Annotated in this window: 27 protein-coding genes and 1 tRNA gene; 26 read left to right on the forward strand and 2 right to left on the reverse strand. The window is 46.3% G+C overall.

Annotation, left to right across the window (positions count from 1 at the left end; all coding sequences use genetic code 11):
* Positions 1-221: 221 nt before the first annotated feature.
* From EFA69_RS15960 to EFA69_RS16010, 10 genes are all read left to right on the forward strand, one after another.
* Positions 222-2,093, forward strand: coding sequence for a DNA topoisomerase IV subunit B (locus EFA69_RS15960; protein WP_123134083.1), 1,872 nt, complete (start codon positions 222-224; stop codon positions 2,091-2,093).
* Complete coding sequence (locus tag EFA69_RS15965; RefSeq protein ID WP_123134084.1) at positions 2,086-4,833, forward strand: DNA gyrase/topoisomerase IV subunit A; 2,748 nt, start codon at positions 2,086-2,088, stop codon at positions 4,831-4,833. The genes EFA69_RS15960 and EFA69_RS15965 overlap by 8 nt, the downstream gene beginning before the upstream one ends.
* A 61-nt stretch (positions 4,834-4,894) precedes the next feature.
* Positions 4,895-5,683, forward strand: a complete 789-nt coding sequence (locus EFA69_RS15970) for a tetratricopeptide repeat protein (RefSeq protein WP_148041387.1) — start codon at positions 4,895-4,897, stop codon at positions 5,681-5,683.
* A gap of 289 nt (positions 5,684-5,972) precedes the next feature.
* Complete coding sequence (locus EFA69_RS15980) at positions 5,973-8,450, forward strand: DUF5686 family protein (RefSeq protein ID WP_183906818.1); 2,478 nt, start codon at positions 5,973-5,975, stop codon at positions 8,448-8,450.
* A gap of 176 nt (positions 8,451-8,626) precedes the next feature.
* A complete protein-coding gene (locus tag EFA69_RS15985; protein ID WP_183906820.1) occupies positions 8,627-9,616 on the forward strand; it encodes a tetratricopeptide repeat protein in 990 nt (329 codons plus the stop codon).
* Positions 9,617-9,664: 48 nt separating this feature from the next.
* The gene (gene thrS / locus EFA69_RS15990) at positions 9,665-11,602 is read left to right on the forward strand and encodes a threonine--tRNA ligase (protein ID WP_123134089.1); all 1,938 of its coding nucleotides are present in this window, start codon (positions 9,665-9,667) and stop codon (positions 11,600-11,602) included.
* Between the two features lie 110 nt (positions 11,603-11,712).
* A complete protein-coding gene (infC, locus tag EFA69_RS15995; protein WP_245964605.1) occupies positions 11,713-12,243 on the forward strand; it encodes a translation initiation factor IF-3 in 531 nt (176 codons plus the stop codon).
* A gap of 22 nt (positions 12,244-12,265) precedes the next feature.
* Positions 12,266-12,460 carry a 50S ribosomal protein L35 gene (gene rpmI / locus EFA69_RS16000; protein WP_123134090.1) on the forward strand — a complete coding sequence of 65 codons (195 nt, stop codon included), beginning with the start codon at positions 12,266-12,268 and terminating at the stop codon, positions 12,458-12,460.
* Between the two features lie 84 nt (positions 12,461-12,544).
* Positions 12,545-12,889 carry a 50S ribosomal protein L20 gene (gene rplT, locus EFA69_RS16005; protein WP_123134091.1) on the forward strand — a complete coding sequence of 115 codons (345 nt, stop codon included), beginning with the start codon at positions 12,545-12,547 and terminating at the stop codon, positions 12,887-12,889.
* Between the two features lie 302 nt (positions 12,890-13,191).
* Positions 13,192-13,707 (forward strand): GreA/GreB family elongation factor, encoded by a 516-nt coding sequence (locus EFA69_RS16010; protein ID WP_123134092.1) that lies wholly within the window; start codon positions 13,192-13,194, stop codon positions 13,705-13,707.
* Positions 13,708-14,218: 511 nt separating this feature from the next.
* Here EFA69_RS16010 and EFA69_RS16015 read toward each other — a convergent pair.
* A tRNA-Met gene (locus EFA69_RS16015) sits at positions 14,219-14,292 on the reverse strand.
* Positions 14,293-14,536: 244 nt separating this feature from the next.
* On the reverse strand, positions 14,537-14,881 hold the full coding sequence (locus tag EFA69_RS16020; protein ID WP_183906822.1) for a helix-turn-helix domain-containing protein: 345 nt from the start codon (positions 14,879-14,881) through the stop codon (positions 14,537-14,539).
* Positions 14,882-15,058: 177 nt separating this feature from the next.
* Here EFA69_RS16020 and EFA69_RS16025 point away from each other — a divergent pair, with 177 nt between their 5' ends.
* The 16 genes from EFA69_RS16025 (at position 15,059) to EFA69_RS16085 (ending at position 22,076) form a co-directional block, all read left to right on the forward strand.
* Complete coding sequence (locus EFA69_RS16025; RefSeq protein WP_123134094.1) at positions 15,059-15,391, forward strand: hypothetical protein; 333 nt, start codon at positions 15,059-15,061, stop codon at positions 15,389-15,391.
* 6 nt (positions 15,392-15,397) lie between these two features.
* Positions 15,398-15,637 (forward strand): hypothetical protein, encoded by a 240-nt coding sequence (locus EFA69_RS16030; RefSeq protein WP_123134095.1) that lies wholly within the window; start codon positions 15,398-15,400, stop codon positions 15,635-15,637.
* Positions 15,638-15,867: 230 nt separating this feature from the next.
* The gene (locus EFA69_RS16035; RefSeq protein WP_183906824.1) at positions 15,868-17,952 is read left to right on the forward strand and encodes a DUF5906 domain-containing protein; all 2,085 of its coding nucleotides are present in this window, start codon (positions 15,868-15,870) and stop codon (positions 17,950-17,952) included.
* Between the two features lie 371 nt (positions 17,953-18,323).
* The gene (locus tag EFA69_RS16040; protein ID WP_123134097.1) at positions 18,324-18,629 is read left to right on the forward strand and encodes a hypothetical protein; all 306 of its coding nucleotides are present in this window, start codon (positions 18,324-18,326) and stop codon (positions 18,627-18,629) included.
* The gene (locus EFA69_RS20355) at positions 18,626-18,787 is read left to right on the forward strand and encodes a hypothetical protein (RefSeq protein WP_183906825.1); all 162 of its coding nucleotides are present in this window, start codon (positions 18,626-18,628) and stop codon (positions 18,785-18,787) included. The genes EFA69_RS16040 and EFA69_RS20355 overlap by 4 nt, the downstream gene beginning before the upstream one ends.
* A 9-nt stretch (positions 18,788-18,796) precedes the next feature.
* Positions 18,797-18,958 (forward strand): hypothetical protein, encoded by a 162-nt coding sequence (locus EFA69_RS20360; RefSeq protein ID WP_183906827.1) that lies wholly within the window; start codon positions 18,797-18,799, stop codon positions 18,956-18,958.
* Positions 18,955-19,206: a hypothetical protein gene (locus EFA69_RS16045; RefSeq protein ID WP_123134098.1), complete on the forward strand. Its 252-nt coding sequence runs from the start codon at positions 18,955-18,957 to the stop codon at positions 19,204-19,206. The genes EFA69_RS20360 and EFA69_RS16045 overlap by 4 nt, the downstream gene beginning before the upstream one ends.
* 96 nt (positions 19,207-19,302) lie before the next feature.
* Positions 19,303-19,485: a hypothetical protein gene (locus tag EFA69_RS16050; protein ID WP_123134099.1), complete on the forward strand. Its 183-nt coding sequence runs from the start codon at positions 19,303-19,305 to the stop codon at positions 19,483-19,485.
* Between the two features lie 11 nt (positions 19,486-19,496).
* Positions 19,497-19,715, forward strand: coding sequence for a hypothetical protein (locus tag EFA69_RS16055; RefSeq protein WP_123134100.1), 219 nt, complete (start codon positions 19,497-19,499; stop codon positions 19,713-19,715).
* 29 nt (positions 19,716-19,744) lie between these two features.
* Positions 19,745-19,984 carry a hypothetical protein gene (locus EFA69_RS16060; RefSeq protein ID WP_123134101.1) on the forward strand — a complete coding sequence of 80 codons (240 nt, stop codon included), beginning with the start codon at positions 19,745-19,747 and terminating at the stop codon, positions 19,982-19,984.
* 22 nt (positions 19,985-20,006) lie between these two features.
* On the forward strand, positions 20,007-20,408 hold the full coding sequence (locus EFA69_RS16065; RefSeq protein WP_123134102.1) for a hypothetical protein: 402 nt from the start codon (positions 20,007-20,009) through the stop codon (positions 20,406-20,408).
* A gap of 22 nt (positions 20,409-20,430) precedes the next feature.
* Complete coding sequence (locus EFA69_RS16070; RefSeq protein WP_123134103.1) at positions 20,431-20,622, forward strand: hypothetical protein; 192 nt, start codon at positions 20,431-20,433, stop codon at positions 20,620-20,622.
* A complete protein-coding gene (locus EFA69_RS16075; protein WP_123134104.1) occupies positions 20,609-20,791 on the forward strand; it encodes a hypothetical protein in 183 nt (60 codons plus the stop codon). Before EFA69_RS16070 ends, EFA69_RS16075 begins: the two co-directional genes overlap by 14 nt.
* On the forward strand, positions 20,791-21,222 hold the full coding sequence (locus tag EFA69_RS16080; protein WP_123134105.1) for a hypothetical protein: 432 nt from the start codon (positions 20,791-20,793) through the stop codon (positions 21,220-21,222). The genes EFA69_RS16075 and EFA69_RS16080 overlap by 1 nt, the downstream gene beginning before the upstream one ends.
* A 103-nt stretch (positions 21,223-21,325) precedes the next feature.
* On the forward strand, positions 21,326-21,460 hold the full coding sequence (locus EFA69_RS20625; protein WP_262696993.1) for a hypothetical protein: 135 nt from the start codon (positions 21,326-21,328) through the stop codon (positions 21,458-21,460).
* 10 nt (positions 21,461-21,470) lie between these two features.
* Positions 21,471-22,076, forward strand: coding sequence for a recombinase family protein (locus EFA69_RS16085; RefSeq protein WP_245964606.1), 606 nt, complete (start codon positions 21,471-21,473; stop codon positions 22,074-22,076).
* Positions 22,077-22,220: the final 144 nt, after the last annotated feature.

Raw genomic sequence — 22,220 nt, forward strand, 5'->3', positions numbered from 1 at the left:
ATTAAATAAGCAAAAGTAGAGGCTTTAAATGAACCGCGAAGCCCCCTATTTGGTTATCTACACGGGATGAATAATCTCTTTCTGCATAGCCTCTCCAGAAGAAAAGGTTGCCCTGAGAGCACAAGATTTGGGATTATTGTTGTTCATTCGCGGTTCTGATGGCAAAGTACACGCAAAAATTCTTTTATTTTACCTAATTCTACTAAACCCTAAAGTTCCCTATGGCAGAACTGACTGATGTTTCCTACAACGAGGATAGTATACGTTCCCTTGACTGGCGTGAACACATCCGGCTGCGCCCGGGTATGTACATTGGTAAGTTGGGCGACGGCTCCTCTCCCGATGATGGGATTTACATTCTTGTAAAAGAGGTGATTGACAACTCCATTGATGAGCACATGATGGGGCATGGTCGCACTATTGAAGTAAAAATTTCTGACCACAAAGTAGTAGTGCGTGACTACGGCCGTGGTATACCGCTGGGCAAGGTAATTGATTGTGTGAGCAAGATCAATACCGGTGGTAAGTATGACAGCCGGGCCTTCCAGAAATCTGTGGGCTTAAACGGGGTGGGTACCAAGGCGGTGAACGCACTGTCTACGCACTTCAGAATCCAGTCTGTGCGTGAAGGACAAACAAAGGTAGCTGAGTTTGTGCGCGGTGAACTGGTGAATGATGAGCCGCTGCAGGAGACCAACCAGCGCAACGGTACCACCACCACCTTTGTGCCAGATGACACCATCTTCAAGAACTACCACTTCATCCCTGAGTTTCTGGAGAACCAGATCTGGAACTACGTGTACCTGAATGCAGGTCTCACCATCCACTTTAACGGACAGAAGTACTACTCAGAGAACGGTCTGAAAGATCTTTTGTCCCGCAAGATTGATGAGGAGAGCATGCGTTACCCTATCATCCACCTGAAGGGGGAGGATATTGAGTTCGCACTCACCCACGGCAACGACTATGGCGAGGAATATTATTCCTTTGTGAACGGCCAGTACACCACCCAAGGCGGTACCCACTTAGCGGCTTTCCGCGAGGCGGTGGTGAAGACAGTGCGTGAGTTCTACAAAAAAGACTATGATGCCACAGACATTAGAGGTTCTATTGTAGGCGCTATTGCCATCCGGGTGCAGGAGCCGGTGTTTGAAAGCCAGACCAAAACCAAACTAGGCTCCATCAACGTGGCCCACGACGGGCCAACGGTGCGTAACTTCGTGAATGATTTCGTGAAGGAGCACCTGGACAACTACCTGCACAAAAATCCAACGGTAGCCGAGGCGCTGAAGAAAAGGATAGAGCAGAGTGAGCGCGAGCGCAAGGACATGGCTGGGATTAAGAAACTGGCTAACCAGCGCGCCAAGAAAGCGAACCTTCACAACAAAAAACTGCGCGACTGCCGCTTCCACTTAGGTGAAGGCAAGGAGCAGGAAAAAGAAGCGTTGACCACTCTGTTCATCACGGAGGGGGATTCGGCTTCCGGTTCTATCACTAAGTCCCGAAACGTGGAGTTAGAGGCGGTGTTCAGTTTGCGCGGAAAGCCTTTGAATTGCTTTGGGTTGAAGAAGAAAATCGTTTACGAGAACGAAGAATTTAACCTGCTGCAACACGCCCTCAATATTGAAGAAGGGCTGGAGGGGCTTCGCTATAACCGCGTAGTAATCGCCACAGACGCTGACGTGGACGGCATGCACATTAGGCTGCTCATGATGACGTTCTTCTTGCAGTTTTTCCCAGATCTGGTAAAGAACGGCCACTTGTATATCTTGGAGACTCCTTTGTTCCGCGTGCGGAATAAGAAGGAAACCATTTACTGCTATGATGAGCAGGAAAAGCAAAACGCCATGCGCAAATTGGGCAAGAACCCGGAGATCACCCGCTTTAAAGGTTTGGGAGAGATCTCACCGGAGGAGTTCGGTAAATTCATTGGCGAGAATATTCGCTTAGAACCGGTGATCCTGGGTAAGACGGAGCAGAACCTACAGAAGATTCTGTCTTACTACATGGGCAAGAACACGCCGGAGCGTCAGCAGTTTATTATTGAGAATTTGAAGATTGAAAAAGATATAGTAGAGGAGGTATATGCTTAACGAAGAATTGGAAAACGAGAACAACCTGGAACTGGAGGGGCAACTGGAAGGTGAAGAGACCATCCATGATATTGTCTCGGTTTCAGGTCTCTACGAGAACTGGTTTCTGGACTATGCCTCTTATGTAATTCTAGAGCGGGCCGTGCCTGCCCTGGAAGATGGTTTCAAGCCGGTTCAGCGCCGCATCATGCACGCCATGAAGGAAATGGACGATGGCCGTTTCAACAAAGTGGCGAACATCATTGGCCAAACCATGCAGTACCACCCACACGGCGATGCTTCCATTGGAGACGCCATCGTGAACCTAGGGCAAAAAGACCTGCTCATTGACACCCAAGGGAACTGGGGCGATGTGCGCACCGGTGATAGCGCCGCGGCGGCCCGTTATATTGAGGCTCGTCTTACTAAATTCGCGCTGGATGTGGTGTTCAATCCGCAGACCACGGAGTGGCAGTTGAGCTATGACGGCCGCAAAAACGAGCCGGTGACCTTACCGGTAAAATTCCCGTTGCTGCTGGCGCAGGGGGTGGAAGGGATCGCCGTAGGCTTGTCTACCAAGATCATGCCCCACAACTTCCGAGAGCTGATCAAAGGCTCCATTGACGTCCTTAAAGGCCGTAGAACACAGCTGTTGCCAGACTTCCCTACGGGTGGCTTAGCCGATTTTACCAACTACAACGGTGGCTCCAAAGGGAGCAAGATCCGTTTGCGTGCCACCATTGAGAAAGTAGACAAATCACTTCTGATCATCCGTGACGTACCGTATGGCACCACCACCACGGCGTTGATGGAGTCCATTGTCAAAGCCAGTGAGAACAACAAGATCAAAATCAAGAAGGTAATTGACAACACGGCCAAAGACGTGGAGATTCAGGTGCATATTCCGCCAGGGATTTCTCCTGACCTAACCATTGACGCCTTGTATGCCTTCACAGATTGTGAGATTTCTATTTCGCCCAACACTTGCGTCATTATTGAGGACAAACCTCGGTTCATGACCGTTGATGATTTGCTGCAAATGTCTACGGTGAAAACTGTGCGCTTGCTGGAGCGCGAGTTGGAGATTAAGCTGGGAGAACTGGAAGACAAATGGCACCAATCTTCCCTAGAGAAAATCTTCATTGAGAACCGGATCTACCGTGACATTGAAGAGTGTGAAACTTGGGAAGCCGTTCTGGAAGCCATTGACAAAGGCCTTGATCCATATAAGCCACTGCTGCGCCGCGAGGTGACGCAAGACGATATCATCCGCCTCACGGAGATTAAAATTAAGCGTATCTCCAAATTTGATGCTTTCAAGGCAGATGAGTATATCAAGAAACTGGAGGCGGAAATGGCGGAGGTGTTGGATAACTTAGCTAACCTTACCCGTTACGCCATCAGCTATTTTGAAGGCTTACTGGCCAAGTATGGCAAAGGGAAAGAGCGTAAAACCCAGATCAGAACTTTTGATGTGGTGTCTGCCCAAAAGGTAGCGGTAGCCAACCAGAAGCTGTACGTGAACCGCAAAGACGGCTTTGTGGGCTATGGCCTCAAAAAAGACGAGCTTGTATGTGATTGCTCTGACATGGATGACATCATTGCCATTAGAAAAGACGGTAAGTTCATGGTATCCCGCATCAGTGACAAGATTTTCATGGGTAAAGACATCATTCATGTAGGCGTTTACAACAAGAATGATGAGCACATGGTCTACAACATGATCTATGTTGATGGTAAGACAGGTATTTCGTATGCCAAACGATTTGCAGTTACCTCCATTACCCGTGATAAGGAGTATGATCTTACTAAAGGCGAGAAAAACTCCAAAGTGGTTTACTTAACGGCAAACCCAAACTCAGAGTCTGAGGTAGTAAGTATTCAGTTACAGCCAGCCAGTGCCGCCCGCGTGAAACAGTTTGACTTTGATTTTGCGGAACTGCTCATTAAAGGCAAAGGCTCACAAGGAAACATCGTGACTAAGCACCCCATCAAGAAGGTGACGCAGAAAGCCTTGGGTGAATCTACCCGTGGCGGACGTGAGATTTATTACGATGAAGTGATTGGGCGTTTGAATACCGAGAACCGTGGTCGATATCTGGGATCTTTCAATACAGATGACACTATTTTGGTGATCTACAAAGATGGTTCCTATGAATTGACTTCGTTTGAGCTATCCAACCACTATGATGTCCCTAACATTGAGGTGGTTCATAAATTCTCCCCTGAATTGGTAGTATCTGCCATTTATACCGAAGGAGAAACGAAAGTTTCTTATGTAAAGCGGTTTACGGTAGAGACCAGCACGGTAGGCAAACGGTTTACCTTTATTAGCGAAACCAAAGGCTCTAAGCTGCTGGCAGCCTCTGTGCATCCAGAACCTAAAGCAGAGATAAAATTGCAGCGCGATAAGAAATCTGAAAAGGAAACAGATGTTCTGTTGCTGAGCGAGTTTATAGATGTGAAAGGCTGGCGTGCCATGGGCAATAAGCTCAGCTACTTTAAGATCTTTGGAGTAACTATCCAAAAGGAGGAAGAAGTTGAGCCAACAAAGTTAAAAAATGGTACTAAACCAGTAAAATCTTTAAAAGTTGAGCCTCAAATAATGCAAGAGGCAACTGCTTCATTTTCAGTAGGAGAGGAAGTTTCCCTTGGTATAAATACATTACAACCTGTATTGGATTTACCCGTAGAAACAGAACCAATCGAGGATCTACAAAAACCAGCCAAAACCCCTAAGAAGCAGCTTAACCTTTTTTAGGAGTTTAGAGAAAGATTTTGTAGATTCCGCTGGCAATAGACAGGTAGTTTTAACGGGGAATATGCAGAAGACTTTTAAACTCTTATTTTTAATGATCCTGCTAATAAGTTCTCCGAACTTGGTGGCCATTTCTGGCGGCCTAGGTTCGGAGAACTTGCTTTGGGAGGCAAATCAGCTTTATAAAGATTATAAAGATGCTGAAGCGCTGGCTAAATATGAGCAACTTCTTGCATCTGAGCCTGAGCAGCAGGAAGCTTTGATCAAAGCCAGTATTGTCTGTGGCCGTATTGGCAGTAGATTCCCAGATGATACTCAAAAAAGCCAATATTATCAAAAAGCCTTCACCTTTGCCCAAAGAGCTCTACTGGTAGATAGCTCAGTGGCGGAATCTAATTATATCATGGCGCTCTCCCTGAGCAATCTGTGCCAAACCGTTACTTTAAAAGAGCGGATGGTGCAGTTAAACCAGATCAAGACCTTCTTGGATAGAGCTCTGGCAAAAAATCCCAGACATGCCGACTCATGGCACCTAATGGGCAGATGGTCTTTCAAAGTAGCCAATCTTTCTTTTACAGAACGCTCTGCCAACCGCCTGCTTACGCATCTTCCGCTTCCTATATCTTCTAATCAGGCAGCCATTGAAGCAATCTCCAAAGCCATAGAGCTTGACCCCTCAAATTTGCTTTATTACTATGATCTGGCACGCGTACAGCGGGAAGCGAATTTATCCAATGACTGTGTCCAAACCCTTCAGCGGGCGCTAGACCAGAAGTTAACCACTACAGAAGACCTTGAAGTAAGCAGAAGATGCAGAATACTCTTACAGGAAGTGCTTAAAGTAAGAGCTTAGCCAATCATAAACAGGAATGCCCGCCTTGCCAACGGTACCTTTAGAGAGGTGCCGTTGGCAAGGCGGGCATTCCTGTTTAGAGCCTCTTTTTCTAAAAATAAGGGAAAAACAAAGATGCCATAGGGGTTTATTGGAATAGGCTGTCTAGTAAAAGGAACTATTCGAACGGTGGCAGTAGCTAACCTCTGCATATTTCATTTTTTTGTGCCACAATTTTCTAAACAAATAGCAGAAACAATATATAAAGCTTTATACCATTCTTTATATTAGTAAATCCAATACCCATCTGGTGAGAAAGTTATTCCTTTATATTCTTCTACTTCTTTGCACCAGGTTAGGGTACGCCCAAACTTCACCACTGAGTGGTAAAGTGATTGATGCAGACACTAGAAAAGAGCTGGAGTATGTAACCGTTCATCTGCATTCTCAGAAAGTGCCTGTTTTCACAGATGAGGCAGGAAGGTATAAACTCGTTAAATTCAATTCCAAAGATACCGTCACCTTTACCCTTATGGGCTATGTGGCGCAATTCAAGCCGGTGCAAGAGTTACGGCAGAATGCAACGGTGGAATTGAAACGGCAGAGTTACGCCATTCAGGAGATAGTGGTGCGGCCAAAAGAGAATCCTGCCTTTAGAATTGTGCGGTCGGCGGCCAGAAATAAGCATCTGTACCTGCCGGAGAACCAGACCTACCTTCAGTTCAGGACCTATACTCTTATGAAAGGCAGCATTTTGGAAAAAGATGCCGTTGATCAAAAGAAAAAGTTCTCCAAGCGCTACGCCCCGTATCTGGACAGCCTTAGCATTTATGCAGAAGCTGGTTCCCGTACGGCCTCTTTACCCATCTTCCAGTCTGAGACGGTAAAAGAGAGTTATTTTTCCCAAAGCCCGCGCAAGTCCAAGGAGATTCTGAAAGCCAGTAAAATAATTGGTGTGGGCATTGAGCGGGAGAGTCAGATGGCGCAGCTGTTGAACGCCCAGTCTGAGCATTTCTCTCTGAACCAGAACTGGCTGCGCATGTTTGACAAAGACTTCGTGAGCCCGATCGCTAATCAGTGGGCTAGTTACTATGACTATGACCTGGAAGATAGTATGGAAACGGCTGCGGGTAAACTCTACCGACTCAAAGTCATACCCAAACGTACCCAAGATCTTGCTTTCCAAGGAACCATCTGGATTGCGGAGGGTACCTATGCTTTACGCAGGGTGGAGTTGAAACTAAACAAAGACGCGGCCCTCAATTTTGTGAGCGATTTGCAAATTGTACAAACCTGGGATGAGCAACAACCGGCTCTTTTGCCTGTTTCCAGCAAGCGCAGATTCCAAATCACGGGTTTGCCGGGTACAGACGTGCGATTATTTGTGGAGACAACAACTACATATGCCGATGTTGTGTTGGGGCAGCCTAAACCGGAAAGCTTCTTTGACATGACGCACCAGATCAGTGATTCTGCTTTGAAACATCAGGAAAGCTTTTGGCAGGCGGTTCGGCCGATGGCCTTCACTCCGCAGGAACAGAAACGGGTAGAATCCATTGCGCAGATCAACCAGTTGCCTGAGATAAAGAGCGCGGTTAAATTGGTGAGAGTGGTGGTTGAAGGACATCTGCCGGTGAATGAGAAACTGGAATTCGGCCCGGTATTCGGTACGTACGTGTACAACAATGTGGAAGGGCACCGCTTTCAGGTGGGAGGGCGCACTACCCAGGCTTTTCACCCCAATTGGATCCTGAATGGCTATCTGGCGTATGGCACCAAAGATCAATCCATCAAAAGTTTATTGAATCTGCGGTATATAGCCAACCGGGAGCTGTGGACAGAATGGGGAGCGAGTTACATGAATGATGTAGGCCCGGCAGCCATGAACTTAGACAATGCCCAAATCAATAGTCTTTTTTTCTCTTCCTTCCGGTGGGGGACTATGAACTTCCCTTACCAGCAGGAACGCATTCAGTTGTGGGCGGAGCGTGAATGGTTCCCAAGTTTCAGGCAACGGCTTACATTTAGGCACGCCAATTACAAGCCTGTCTTTGAGGTTAAACCAATAACCGCAGACAGGGAAGAGACTAAGTTTTCAGGATTTACAAGTACAGATGTGGTGCTAAGTTTACGCTTCTCCCCAGATAGGAAAATGCTGATTAGGCACTATGAGAAAATACCCATCTCCAATTCAAATGCCCCCATCATCGGTTTGGATATCTCAGCGGGGCTAAGCGGCTTAATGAATTCAGATTTGTCATATCAGGATATAGCTCTTTCCCTGGAGCAGCGGGTGCGGGCGGGCATTTTTGGGTACGGGCGTTACTATTTGAAAGCCGGGAAAACCTTCACTAAAGTTCCGCTGCCTCTATTGCAGATTCCTATTGGCAATGAAACGCCCTTCTTCATTTTGCAGGGATATAACTTGATGCCTTTCTTCGCCTTCGCCACCGATGAATACGTTTCCCTGCGGTATGACCATCATTTTGAAGGTGCCTTCTCTTTAACCAACCGCTTGCCTCTGTTGAAGAAGACCAAGCTGCAACTGGTGGCGGGCGGGGCAGTATTGTACGGGCGTCTGTCTGACAGAAACAAACCAACAGAAGCTGTGGCGGTCACGGGTAACGGCAACTTCAGAGGCTTAGGCAAAGACCCATACGCCGAGGTGAACATCGGGTTCAAAAACATATTCCAGTTGTTCAGGGCAGACCTGGTGCACCGGCTAACGTACCGGAACCTGGATGCGCCGCTTTGGGGAGTGCGGCTCTCTGTTTCAGTGAACCCATAGCGTTTAGGGGCTGTTTTTTTAGAAAACGGCCCCTAAACGCATTAGAAACTTCACCGGAAATAGTACCTTTGCTCATCAAATCGTTTTTTCCCTCTGCTGGTATGCGTCTTCTTTGTTTTCTTATAGGTTTGCTGGGCTTGCTTTCCGCATGCTCCCAAAAGGCTTCAGAAGAAAGAATGTTCCATCCGGGACGGGTAGACAGCAGCATACCCTCCCAGATCAATGAACTCACCAGAGCATTGGAGCAACGCAATCCGCAGCCGGAGTGGTTTGTGAAAAGGGCCAAACTGTATCTGGCGCTGGAGAAAACCCAGCCTGCCTTCAAAGACCTTTCCACGGCTACGGCCCTGGATCCTTCTTTGGGCGAGGCGTATTTCTGGAAGGCCAAGATTCTAACCGGCGGGCAGCAGTACCAGGAGGCCATGAAGATGATGATGCAGGCCAAAGCCTTCAATTTCTACTCCCCAGAATCTGAGGCCATTTTAGCTGAAACCTACGTAGGACTGAACCTGTATGACCGGGCGCTTAGCCACGGCAGTAAAGCCATCAAGCTAAGACCCGGCGAAGCCAAATTTTACGTGCTGCTGGCCAAAGCCCAGGCGGGAACCGGAGACACTACCCGGGCGTTGTTTAATTTGAACCGAGCACTGCTCAGAGATTCGGCTTCATTGCCAGCGTTCCGGGAACTGAGCGCCATCTACACCGCCCGTAAGCAGTTTGACCAGGCTCTGCCTTTCGTGCAGGCGGGGGTAGGAAAGCAGCCGGAGGAGGGATTCTGGTGGCAGCAGTTGGGACGCAACTTCCTGAGCCGCAGCCTCACCGATACGGCGGCTGCCTGTTTTGCCAAAGCCATCCAGCTGAAGCCCGATGACGCCGCCGCATATGCCGGTCTGGGAGAGACGTGGTACAAGAAACGTCAGTACAGCACAGCTCTCCCCAGCCTCCTGAAAGCGAACGAGCTTGGCTTGCCCCTCACGGAGCATAACCGCTGGATTCTGGCTTCCTGTCTGGAATGGACCGGTCAAAAAGAGGCCGCCCGCCCGCATTACGTTTTTTTAACCAGAAAATATCCGCAGAACCCACGCTATAGTGTAGCTTTGCAACGCATAAGTAGGCCAGTGGAGAAACCAAAGATGGATACATTGAGCGCCATAACGGTTTTTTAGCTATTTTGCCGAAAACATGCCCAACCTGAAGAAGTTTATTCTGTCTATATGATCCATATTACCTTACCAGACGGTTCGGTCCGTGAGTACCAGGAGGGAGTGACCGGCATAGAGATTGCCGCCTCCATCAGTGAAGGTTTAGCCCGCAACGTTTTGGCCGTGAAAGTAAACGGCCAGGTATGGGACCTGACGCGCCCCATCACCCAGGACGCCTCCATCCAACTCCTGACCTGGAACGACGACGAAGGGAAAGCTACCTACTGGCATTCTTCCGCCCACTTAATGGCAGAGGCGCTGGAGGCCTTGTACCCAGGCGTGAAGCTGGGCATTGGTCCGTCCATTGAGAACGGCTTCTACTATGACATTGACCTAGGCGATGACCGAATTCTTTCTCAAGAGGATTTCCCGGCCATTGAGCAGAAAATGCTGGAACTTGCCCGCCAGAAAAGTGAGTACATCCGTCAGCCCATCAGCAAGGCGGAAGCCATCGCTTACTTCACGGAGAAAAACGACCCTTACAAGCTGGATTTGCTGCAGGGACTGGAAGACGGTTCCATCACCTTCTATACCCAGGGCAATTTCACTGACCTTTGCCGGGGGCCGCACATTCCAAACACTGGTTTTATCAAGGCGGCCAAACTGATGAACGTAGCCGGTGCCTATTGGCGCGGTGACGAGAAGAGCAAGCAGCTTACCCGCGTATACGCCATCACGTTCCCTAAGCAGAAAGAACTGACTGAGTACCTGGAGCGCCTGGAGGAGGCCAAACGCCGCGACCACCGCAAACTGGGGAAAGAGATGGAATTGTTCGCCTTCTCAGAGAAAGTAGGCATGGGCTTGCCGCTGTGGTTGCCTAAGGGCACCATGCTGCGTGAGCGCCTGGAGCAATTTATGCGCAAGGCTCAGCAGAGAGCAGGGTACCAGCCGGTAGTTACCCCGCACATCGGTTCTAAGGAACTGTATGTGACCTCAGGTCACTATGAGAAGTATGGCGCAGATTCTTTCCAGCCCATCCGGACTCCCAATGAAGGAGAAGAGTTCTTCCTGAAACCCATGAACTGCCCGCACCACTGCGAGATCTATAAAACCCGTCCTAGGTCCTATAAAGAGTTACCGGTGCGGCTGGCTGAGTTCGGGACCGTGTACCGGTATGAGCAGAGCGGGGAATTACACGGGTTAACCCGCGTTAGGGGCTTTACCCAAGATGATGCCCACATTTTCTGCCGCCCAGATCAGGTAAAAGAGGAGTTCACGAAGGTGATTGACCTGGTGTTGTACGTGTTCAAGGCGTTGGGCTTTGAGAATTACACGGCCCAAATCTCATTGCGCGACCCAGAGAACAAAGCCAAATACATTGGTTCTGATGATCTGTGGGAGAAAGCCGAAAATGCCATTATTGAAGCGGCTACGGAGAAAGGACTACCTACTGTAACTGAATTGGGCGAGGCTGCGTTCTATGGACCTAAGCTAGACTTCATGGTGAAAGATGCCCTTGGCCGCAAGTGGCAGTTGGGAACCATTCAAGTAGATTACAACCTGCCAGAGCGGTTTGACCTGGAGTATATTGGCTCAGATAATGAGAAACACCGTCCGGTAATGATTCACCGGGCACCTTTTGGTTCTTTGGAGCGTTTTGTAGCCGTATTGATTGAACACTGCGGTGGTAATTTCCCGCTGTGGCTCAGTCCAGATCAGGTAGCCATTCTGCCTATTTCTGAAAAATACCACGACTACGCACACCAGGTGAACGCCCTGCTGGCCGACCAAGACATTAGAGGGTACATTGATACCCGTGATGAGAAGATTGGCCGTAAGATCAGAGATGCCGAGGTGAGCAAGGTGCCGTACATGATCATTGTGGGCGAGAAAGAGCAGGAGAATGAGATTGTCTCTGTCCGTAAACATGGCTTAGGCGACATGGGTACCATGCCGGTAAATGCCTTCGTGCAGAACTTCAGAGAAGTGCTGGCAGAGTTGCTTGGATAAAAAATATAGAAGATTACTTTTATTATAAAAGGGAAAACGCGATATTCGCACCCTGAATGTGAAACCTTAATTAAGGAGGTACAACTATTTCTACGAATAACAAACGCTACGTGCCACGTGGCAAGGTTGAAGAAGCGCATCGCATCAATCAGCGTATTACCGGTTTACGTGAGGTAAGGGTGGTAGGCGAGAACGTGGAGCCAGGCATTTACACCATTGAGCAAGCACGCCGGATGGCGCAGGAGCAGAATCTTGACCTGGTGGAGATCTCGCCAAAAGCAGATCCGCCGGTTTGCCGCATCATTGACTATTCTAAGTTCAAGTACGAACAGAAGAAGAAGCAACGCGAGATGAAGGCCAAAACCACGAAGGTGGTGATGAAGGAAATCCGCTTTGGGCCTAACACAGATGAGCATGACTTTGAGTTTAAACTGAAGCACGCCCGCCAGTTTTTAGCGGAAGGTGCAAAAGTGAAGGCTTATGTGCACTTTGTGGGTAGAACCATCGTCTTCAAAGAGCGCGGCGAGTTGCTGTTGCTGAAGTTTGCCCAGGCGCTTGAAGAGGTAGCCAAGGTAGAACAGCTCCCTAAATTGGAAGGAAAACGGATGTTCCTGTTTTTGGGGCCGAAAGCGAAGAAATAAAACTTCACTATTTATATAAACCATGCCTAAAGTTAAAAGCAAATCAGGGGCTAAGAAGAGATTCACCCTGACAGGTACTGGCAAAATCAAGCGTAAACACGCTTATAAAAGCCACATCCTGACCAAGAAGACCACCAAGCAGAAGAGAAATCTGACTCACACTGGTTTAGTTAGCGCCGCTGACCACGCCAACGTGATGAACATGCTTGCGTCTTAACCCAATCAATTTATCACAATTGTTTCATCGGGAACTGGTAACTAAGAATTAAACCGAGATCACCAGCCCCAAAAAAAAGTAGAAATGCCTAGATCGGTCAATGTAGTGGCTGCCCGCCACAAGAGAAAAAGAATCATGAAAATGGCCAAAGGTTACTTTGGCCGTAGAAAGAACGTTTGGACAGTAGCCAAAAACGCAGTAGAGAAAGGTTTACTTTACGCCTACCGCGATAGAAAAGCGAAAAAGAGAGACTTCCGTGCTCTTTGGATTCAGCGTATCAACGCTGCCGCCCGCTTAAACGGTCTGTCTTACTCACAACTGATGGGCGGTTTGAAAAAAGCCAACATCAACCTGAACCGCAAAGTTTTGGCTGATTTAGCTTTGAACCATCCAGAAGCGTTCACTGGAATTGTTGCAAAGGTGAAATAACCTTTTCCATACATACCTCAGAAAAAGCCCAGCACACGCTGGGCTTTTTTTATGCTAAGCACTTAGGTTCATAAAGACATTCTCTGGTTTAGCTCTTTTTTCAGAAAAAGAGCCGCTAAACTTGGTTACAGTAATAAAGTAAACCGTACTGCTTTCTCCTTTCGGTTTAGCGCCTCTTTTTTGAAAAATAGCTTAAAACCAGAACTGCATCAGGGTGGTTGACTTTCCTGCGTGATAATGCTTTATAACTGATTGCTGTGACTCCCGCCAAACCTGGGCACAGGCCTCTTCGTTAGGAAAGCATGAGCAGAGCTTTTGTAAAAGAAGATGACGCCGGTGAGGCACCTATCATTCCACCTAGGGCGGCCCTTCCGCCCGGAACCCTCAATTATGTAACTCCCTCTGGGTTGGAGCAGTTGCACCATGAGCTGATGGAGCTGGAGGAGGAGCGGAGCCGCGCCGAAATGAACCGAGAGGATGAGGCAAACCGTACCCGACAACTGACTATCCTGAAAGGGCAGATCTCAGCTCTACAGGCACGTATTGCTACCGCCAAAGTAATTGAACCGCAGAGTCAGAGCCCCAATGAAATAAAGTTTGGTGCAACGGTTACCCTTAAAACTCTGAAAGGGAAGAATGCCGGGCAGGAACGTACCTTCACCATTGTGGGAGTTGACGAGGCTTCTGTAGCCCAAGGTAAAATCGCTTTTGTGGCACCTATTGCGAAAGCCGTTATCGGGGCAAAATTAGGGCAAGTTTTGCTGCTTCGGTTTGGCAGCAATGAAGAGGAGGTACAGGTTGCCAAGATAAGTTACTAACTTGGTGCAATGGCTTTTACAACCATTTACAATTTTGTTATACAGGTTATTATGAGTATTCATCTACTCTAACCATTGAAGTAGAAGTTCTAAAGTACAACTACCTTTCCTTAGTTGAAGCCTTAAAAAAATTCTCATTTCTAGGGCATACCTTGATCCTGTGACACAATTTGGCTTTTTCTATCTAGTTGGAATTACTTATGTTTAGCGGCTCTTTTTCCGAAAAATAGCCTAAACCAACGTAACGCTCATACTCAATGGATGAAGAAGCCATTAAACTTAGATGGCAAGTAGCGTCCCTCAACCACCTTTAAAAGAAGTAATTGGTATACTTAAAGAGCCCTACAGTGTGAGAACACTTGGAGAAGAACAGTTCAGTTGATTCATCACAGAAGCAGAAAGAAAACCTTTGAACAAAATGTATTCTCTAGGGAAGCAGTGAGGGAGAAGCAGGGCTGGGGCAGGTGCAAAAAGAAAGGGCGAACCTGTTTTTCACAGATACGCCCTGGAGTAGCGAAGAGCAGAATCGAACTGCCGACCTTCGGGTTATGAATCCGACGCTCTAACCATCTGAGCTACCTCGCCTTGTGTACTTTACAAATAAAAAGCCCCTTGTGGGGCCTTTGTAGTAGCGGGGAGCAGAATTGACCGGCAAAAGTCACAAATACGCTTTCCAGGCTACCAGGCCACAATTTTAATAGGGTTGTTGCAGTAAACATGAGTTGTTGCGCGCCCATTTAGGCGCTTTTTTAAGGTGGGTTTGTTGCAGATTCGTTGCAGATCAGGCGGGAGAGATACCTTCAAAACCAACTTAAAAGGGAAGAGGAAACTATCTGGACTCCAGCAATTGGTTATGCCGTTCCAGTAAAGCAATGTACTTACGCTGAGTAGCAAGCAACTCTTTAGTACAATCACTCAATGTTTTAAACTCCTGTGCATTATCTTGAACATCATTGTTCAGATTACTAACTGACTTAGGAATATCTGTAAAAAGATAGCTAAAGTCTTTATTAATTATTTTACCAACTTCAGACATAAAGCTCCAATCCAGATTGTATTCTTCAAATCTGTTGTAGAGTGTACCCCTGCTAATTCTCAATTTCTTAGCTAGGTCCGCGATCCTAATGCCGCTTTCACGCACGGCTTTCTCCAGTATTTCTCCTTTGTGATCCATAGCCCAAAATTCCTCTGCTATGTGTTTACACATTTGCCTTTTTTTGAACACAGGCGTTGATTATAAAATATATTTGAACATATTTGTTCAACGGAATAGCTTATACGTATAAAGGTATAGCAATTTCATGAACACAAAAAGACAGTTCTAAAAAAATTAGGCAAAACGCTAAAAAAAATGGTAGCTGAAAAAAAACCTAAAGGAGAAGCACCGAAGCAGAGAAATCGGAAGGTGTATTTCATGGAGCGCAGGAACAGACTGAAGATAATACTGACAGATCTAGGCCTGGAAACCATGAAGCCAAGCGAAGTACTTCTGGAAAAACTAGGGGTGGCCAGGAAGAGATTTTACCAGATAATGGAAAATAAAGGCAAAAACGAGCTGACAGTACTGGAGAAGGAGAATCTGGAAAAATGGCTGGCTGAGCTAATGAACAAAAGTGTCAGTGAAATCTCGCTGATGGAGGATAATGAAAGCAGAATGATTATCACAAAACACAAATTAAGCTAGCCCATCATGAAAGACGCACAATACTACCACGCAAAGTTTCTAGTAGATGTCCGGAAACTACTGATTGGCACCAGGGAGGAGCTAAAGAAAGACAGGGAGCTGCAGCTGATCAGCCAGGAAACATTCGACGCATGCGACAGGCAGGCTGAGGATTCAATAAAACTGGTAGAAATGGACCTGGAGGACTTAAAAAACAACCTAGATCCAGAAGCATTTAAGGCAATTGCCTACCTAAAAAATCAATAGCAGAGTACCCCCTAATGGAAGGAAAAATGACAAACACGGAAGAAAAAACATTGCCATACTGGAAAACCAGGCTGCAGGAGTTAGGGCTCACTAAAGAACAAAATGAAATAATGGTTGTCTTCCCCGGATCGGAAGAACCACAGAAGAAAAGACTACTCACAGCTGCAGGTAAAAATGACCTTGGAATACTATACCTGGACCTGAAAAAAGAAGGTGATGCTTATGTGGCCATGACCACGAAAGAAAAGCAGGTCCACGAGAAAACAGGAGTAGAAACCATTGAAACGGTAGCCTATTATAATATAAGGCTCCAGAAACCCTTCGGGGATAACAAATATAAACTGCCGGCCGATGCGCCGGCGTTGCCATATCTCACAACCCCCGTAATTGAGGCAGCTTGCAGCAAAAGTAAATTTATCATCCCGGTATTGGTCCTAGTGGAGGGAAGCCTAAAAGCCCTCAAAGGAGCAATGCACGGGATTTTTGCCATAGGGATAAACGGAATATACGGGACCAGGGCAAGGGGGAAAAAAGACCTACACCCAATCGTAAAAAAAGTACTTGAGAATTGCCAGGTGCAGAATCTTGTTTACCTGCAGGATGCTGACGCCAGGGACGCAAATATGAAATACCTGGCTGATGCTGGCCAGCGGCCGATGAACTTCGCCAACGCGGTGTGGGCCTTCAAGAAAGCAACCAAGGAACTGAAAAACAGGCCAAACTGCTTCTACGCTCATGTGAAGGAGGATATTGGCCAGAAAGGGCTGGATGATGTGCTAATTGCCCAAAAAGGCAATGAAATGGAAGTTGTTGAGGATCTGTTCAAACTCAGGGAAGCCTCAAAATATTTTCAGATCCAGGACCTTGAAAAAGACCTCAAAAACATTGAGGACATACACGATTACTTCAAGGTATCAAACGCAAAACAATTCTACAACGCTCATTCCGATGCCCTGGGGAATGAGCCATTTTACTTTTTAGGTGACCAATACAAATACAATGACGAAGAAGACGAACTGAAAATGGTTCTTCCTGGCATTGTGAAAGATTACGTGCTGGTAGGGAACAGATACGCTAAACTTTACTTTGAGCTAAACAGCAAGGGGCTGCCTGAGCCGGTGAGGGATGTGCGCACAGAATCCAGGATAATCAGCGATTTCATGCGTCAGGGGAAAACGGAGAAACAGGCCAAAGAGCTGATGCTTCAAATACCGGACTACGAAGCATTCTGCAACGAGCCCGATTTCCTGAATTTCAAACAGGAGCACGTGATCCAGGGCCGCTTTAAGTTAATGAACCTCGCCTACCCATTGGAGCATGAGCCGCAAGACGGAGACTGGAGCACCATACGGGGATTCCTGGAGCACATTTTCTACAACGGGGGAAATTCAAAATTGAGCGTTGGCTTGGACATGATCCAGATGTATTACACCAAGCCAAAACAGAAACAGAGAATCCTGGCATTGGTGAGCAGGGAAAACGAAACCGGTAAATCAACTTTTCTATCCTTCATGCGCGCCGTCTTCGGGCAGAACATGTCCATCATCGGGGCAACAGATTTCCGGTCACAGTTTAACCCCTACATTGTCAAATCTTTAGTAGGCGTTGATGAAGGTAAAATTGAAGACCCAACCATCATTGAGGCGATCAAAAGCATGGTGACCACCGACTATGCGAATTTCAATGACAAAATGGTGAGCGCCCGGCCAGTGATCAACCGGGTAAAGCTGATCATGACTACCAACCACATCTTTGATTTCGCCAATATCAATGAAGACGAGAACAAATGGTTCGTGCTGGAGGTGGGCAAGATCAAGAATAAAAACAATGACCTGATGAGTGAAATGGTGCGGGAAATTCCCGCATTTCTGCATTTCCTCAGAAACAGGAAGCTGGAGCACTTCACCACCACCAGCAGATTTGCCATTCCGGATGAAGCAGTCGAAACCGAGGCGCTGGCCAGAGTGAAGGAAAACAGCACCCCGCCGTTAGTGGCCATGATCAAGGATTACATCATTGACCGCTTCCAGGAACACAACGAGACTGAAATACTGATTGACAGGCTCAGACTATGCGAGGCGCTCCGGTATAGGGAGAAAACAGATAAAATCTCCGCTTACGAAGTGATGGTGAGCCTCAAGAGGGACCTTAACCTGAAACCAAGCAAAACGAGCGAACACTTCCGTTACCCACTGCCCATGGTAGATGTGGTGGAGAATGAGGGAGAGGAAGGACTTCTGCCTTCTTTCAACGTCGAATGGAAATACGCAAGTGGCAAGGTCTACACTTTCAAACGGGAGGATTTCATCAAGTAGCAAAGCATCTTACCAAAAGGAAAAGTGCAATCCAACTGCACTTTTTTTTGGGGCCTTTGCTACAGGATGGAGAAAATGTCTGAAAAACGGTAAGACAGTAAGAAAACGAGTTTAAAAAGTTGGGGCTGAAAAGGTTAGCTTCTTACTATTTATACTTTTTTAGTAAGAAATAGTAAGAAACAGTAAGAAGAAAAACCCACCAAAAAACGCCTCAGAATAAAACTGCCGCTAATTTTCTTACTCTTCTTTCTGATCTAACTAAACAGTAAGACAATAAACAGCTGTAAAACAGCCACTTCAATGGTTTCTTACTGTCTTACTGTTTTTTCACGGTATCCGGGTAAAATAAGAAACAGCTATAAACACCGAAAATGGGCGAATCATCAAAACTTCCAAAAAAGGAACTGTACCCTAAGTTCCTGCAGAGCACAGACGGCACGGAACAGATAAAGATCATCAGCCGGCGCTCCTACATCTACACCTGCTTTTACAGGGATGGGGACCTGTACACCGCCAGGGTGGAGCACAAAGCAAACAGTGAATACACAGAAACCAGCATGCTCAACTGCTACAAACTCTCAGAGGAGGAATACTTTCTGGAAAAGTTGGGGGAGCTGGCCAGATACTTTGCCAACATCAAAATGAAAATAGACCACTTAACAAACACACCCGCATGAACATTTTAAAAGATCTAGAATGTGACTTCTGCAGAATTATCATGGTGGAGCAACACCAGGTACTGCTATTCAGGAAAAAAAACACCATTGTGGCCATGAGCAGGATGCACATCAAAGGGAAACACTATGCCACCTACACGGTGGAACGGGAATATTAGGACAGCGATATGGTGAGGCTAATCTTCATGAAGTACCAGGGCATTTTCAGAATTACCATCCCAGGAATAGATGAAGCGCTGCAGATTCCTGATCTGGAGAAAGTGGCCAGCCAAATGTTCTTCACAATGAAAGGCAAAGCAATCATGGCCAGAATGGAAATAACCAAATGACACATAAAATAGGAATGCACTACACTTTCAAGGAAGGGGTACTGCACTGCAGGGTAGAACTGGACAATGGTGCCTATAAGATCTTGGGCCCCCAGCTCAAGGCAGAACTGGAGCTCGGTCTTCTGGAAGGGGAGCGAATGGAGAACACCAGCGAGGGAGGAGCGGTCTATGAGTTAACGTTCAGTGATCTGGACGAGCACGAGCATTTCACCAGGACATTTTTCACAATGGTAAAAAAAAACTACTGATACCTGTCAAAAAGGGTGTCTACGCCACACCCCGCCCAAAGGCCGCAAAGCCACTTTTTAAACCTTGATTTTAACCTATCAAAAAGGAGATCCTAAATGACACCAGAAATAAAGAAAATGATCGCGGCTAAAGCGGCCGAGGTCCAGCAAATAAAAAGCGACCTAGAAAACGTCACTTATCTTGATGATTTTAATAATGAAGCAGCCTCAAATTCTCTTACTGAAATTGACAATCTGCTAGATGATGTGATTGTGATACTTGAGCAGTTTGAAGATTAACATAATGATTTATGATAACAACCAGAGAAGGGGACCCAAAACAAAGAGGAGAATCTGTTTGGGCTATTGGAATTACAGGCAGTAATGGCAAGCCTCAGTACATGCCTTTCAGAGCCAAGGTGAGCAACCCAAATGACTGCTTTGCAAAAGAGTGTTTTACTCTTTATGCAAATGCAAAAAAAACGGCAAACAAAATGAATACTGAAAAGGGCTATGCTCAATTAACCTAAAGTTATTACCACCACTAAAGACCATAATCATGAACCACAAAATTGTAAAAACAGCAGAAACAGAAGTTCTAATTTATAGAGACCGCACTGAGGAGAATGAAGAGATAGTTGTTGTCCAGGCATGGAAACACTATGAGGGTGATCCAGACGAAGATGAAGGAATAGTTTATGAGTCGCATGACTTTGCCAATGCCGATGCGGCCAAGGCTTATGTGCGGGATTTCTCCGAAGCTTCAGCAGAAGAGTTTCTTATAAGAAGTGTTTTATAGAATCTAATAATTAAACATTAACATGAGAATACAACCGAATGCAGATTTCGCAGAGGCAATAGCTGTAATGAGTAGCGGAAATCCTGGGGCTTTAATGGCCTTGATAGAAATGGCAAAGCATGGCCATTTAGTAGACCCAAACCAAATAGCTGGTGGATTCTACTACATAATGAAACTGGACCAGTTTGAAATTTATGGTAGTGATATATATGTGCTTTTCTCAGATATCTGTGAGAGAAAGCTGCATTGGTTACTGGCAACGATCAAGGCACCTGAGCTGGGGCTAATTAATGAGGAAATTCTAAAAGAAGCGGCCAGTAAACAGGACTACAGCGGAAGGAAACTGATAAATGCTGAACACATTTATAATGAGGTAAAATTAAAGGTCCAAAATTTCAATGAATACAATGAGGGTAGATCCTAATTCACAAACGCACAGGTGCATCATGATGGGCTACATAATAGGGAAAATGGAAACAACAAGTTGCAATGCCTGGGATGCAATCAAATACTTCTTCCTGGAGAAAAATCTTTCGGCTCCATCTGAAAAGGTAGTCCAAGAGTTTTACCGGCATTGGCTAGAATTTAAAGAAACAGATTTTGCAAAGGCATTAATAGGAGAACATGAAGAAATTTGAAACTGGGCATGCAGAAAACTGCATCTGTGAAGTCTGCAGAAAAACAATTTTAGAGCAGAGCACAGAAATAAGCAGGGAAATTAAAAGGTCCTATAGATTCCTAGTCTGGACCTCAATCATTTTAGCAACAATCAATATAGTAGCAGCAATTTTTAAGATTATTGAATAATGGAAACAGCAAGAATAGAATTCACTGATCAGACAAACCAGAAGATATTTATCAATGCAGAGCGCGAAACTGAAAATAATAGCACAACAATTACCCTAAACGTTGAATTTCAACCAGCTGTAGCGCAAAATAGAAAAGTAGGCTTCGGCGAATGGTTAGCTGCTCAGTTAATAAAGAAAGTAGGGGAAATTGGAAAGGAGGTAACAGAAGAGGTTAGACCGGAAGATCCTGAAACTTATTTGATGTATGGGTATGTAGCGGCAAAAACAAATTTTATGGGATTGTCACCACGACAGGCGATTCAGGAATTCATAGAATTAAGGGGCCTTGATAATTCAATACAGAATATGGCTAGTTTTCTAGGGGCGTGGGCCTTGTTTGAAGCTAGCCAAAAAGGGAAGAAACTATTGCTGCAAGATATATTCAAATAAGATTTTGGGGCTGTTTTTCAGAAAACAGCCCCAAAACTTTAACAGACAATGGAAAACAAATCTTTCACCTGCCCTGACTGCGGCCGCACCAGCTACAACTCCAATGACATTACACACCAGTATTGTGGCCATTGCCATACTTTTCCGGAGGATAGAGAACGTAAGCGAGAAAGGGAACATCTACTGGCCAGAGCCAACAATAAAATCACTTATCTGCCGCAATGGCTACAAAATTTAATATTCGGCAAATGAAAAGAGTAGCTATATACGCCAGAGTGAGCACCATTGACAAAGACCAGAATCCGGAAACCCAGCTGGTCCCGCTCAGGGAGTACTGCACCAGGAGAAACTACCAGGTAGTCGCAGAGCTGGTAGACCAGGCCAGCGGAAAACGGACCGAGAAAAGACCGGCTTATAAGCAGCTGCAGGAAATAACCATGCAGCGGAAAGTGGATGTGGTACTGGTTTTCAGATATGACCGCTTCGCCCGGTCTATGCAGGAGCTGGTAACCAGCCTGGCCAACTTCAACGCCCTGGGTGTAGACTTCATTTCCTACATGGAACAGGTAGACACGACAACCGCCCACGGTAAACTCTTCTTCCACATGATCGCGGGCATGGCTGAGTTCGGGAGCCAGCTGATCAGCGAGAACGTGAAAGCCGGCATGGCCAGAGCCAAAGGGGAAGGGAAAAGGATCAGCAGACCAAGACTGGATGATAGCACCAGGCTGAAAATACTGGAGCTGCACAAGAAAAAGAAAAGCCCCAACCAGATCGCAAAAGCCCTGAAAATCGGCTACGGAACAGTATACAATTACCTGAAAGAGAAACGCCAAGCGGAAGAAAATAAATAAAAAAAATCGCAGTCAGGTTTGTCCCTGCCGAAATTGAAGTTTTTAGAAAAAATCGCAGTCAGGTTTGTCCCTAAAAATATAGAGTTTTTGCGCTTTTTGATTTAAGCTATCTTGTAAAAACAGCCCTAATTGCTTAATTTAGTA

The sequence above is a fragment of the Rufibacter immobilis genome (assembly GCF_003721565.1).
In the GTDB taxonomy this organism is placed as follows: Bacteria; Bacteroidota; Bacteroidia; order Cytophagales; family Hymenobacteraceae; genus Nibribacter; species Nibribacter immobilis.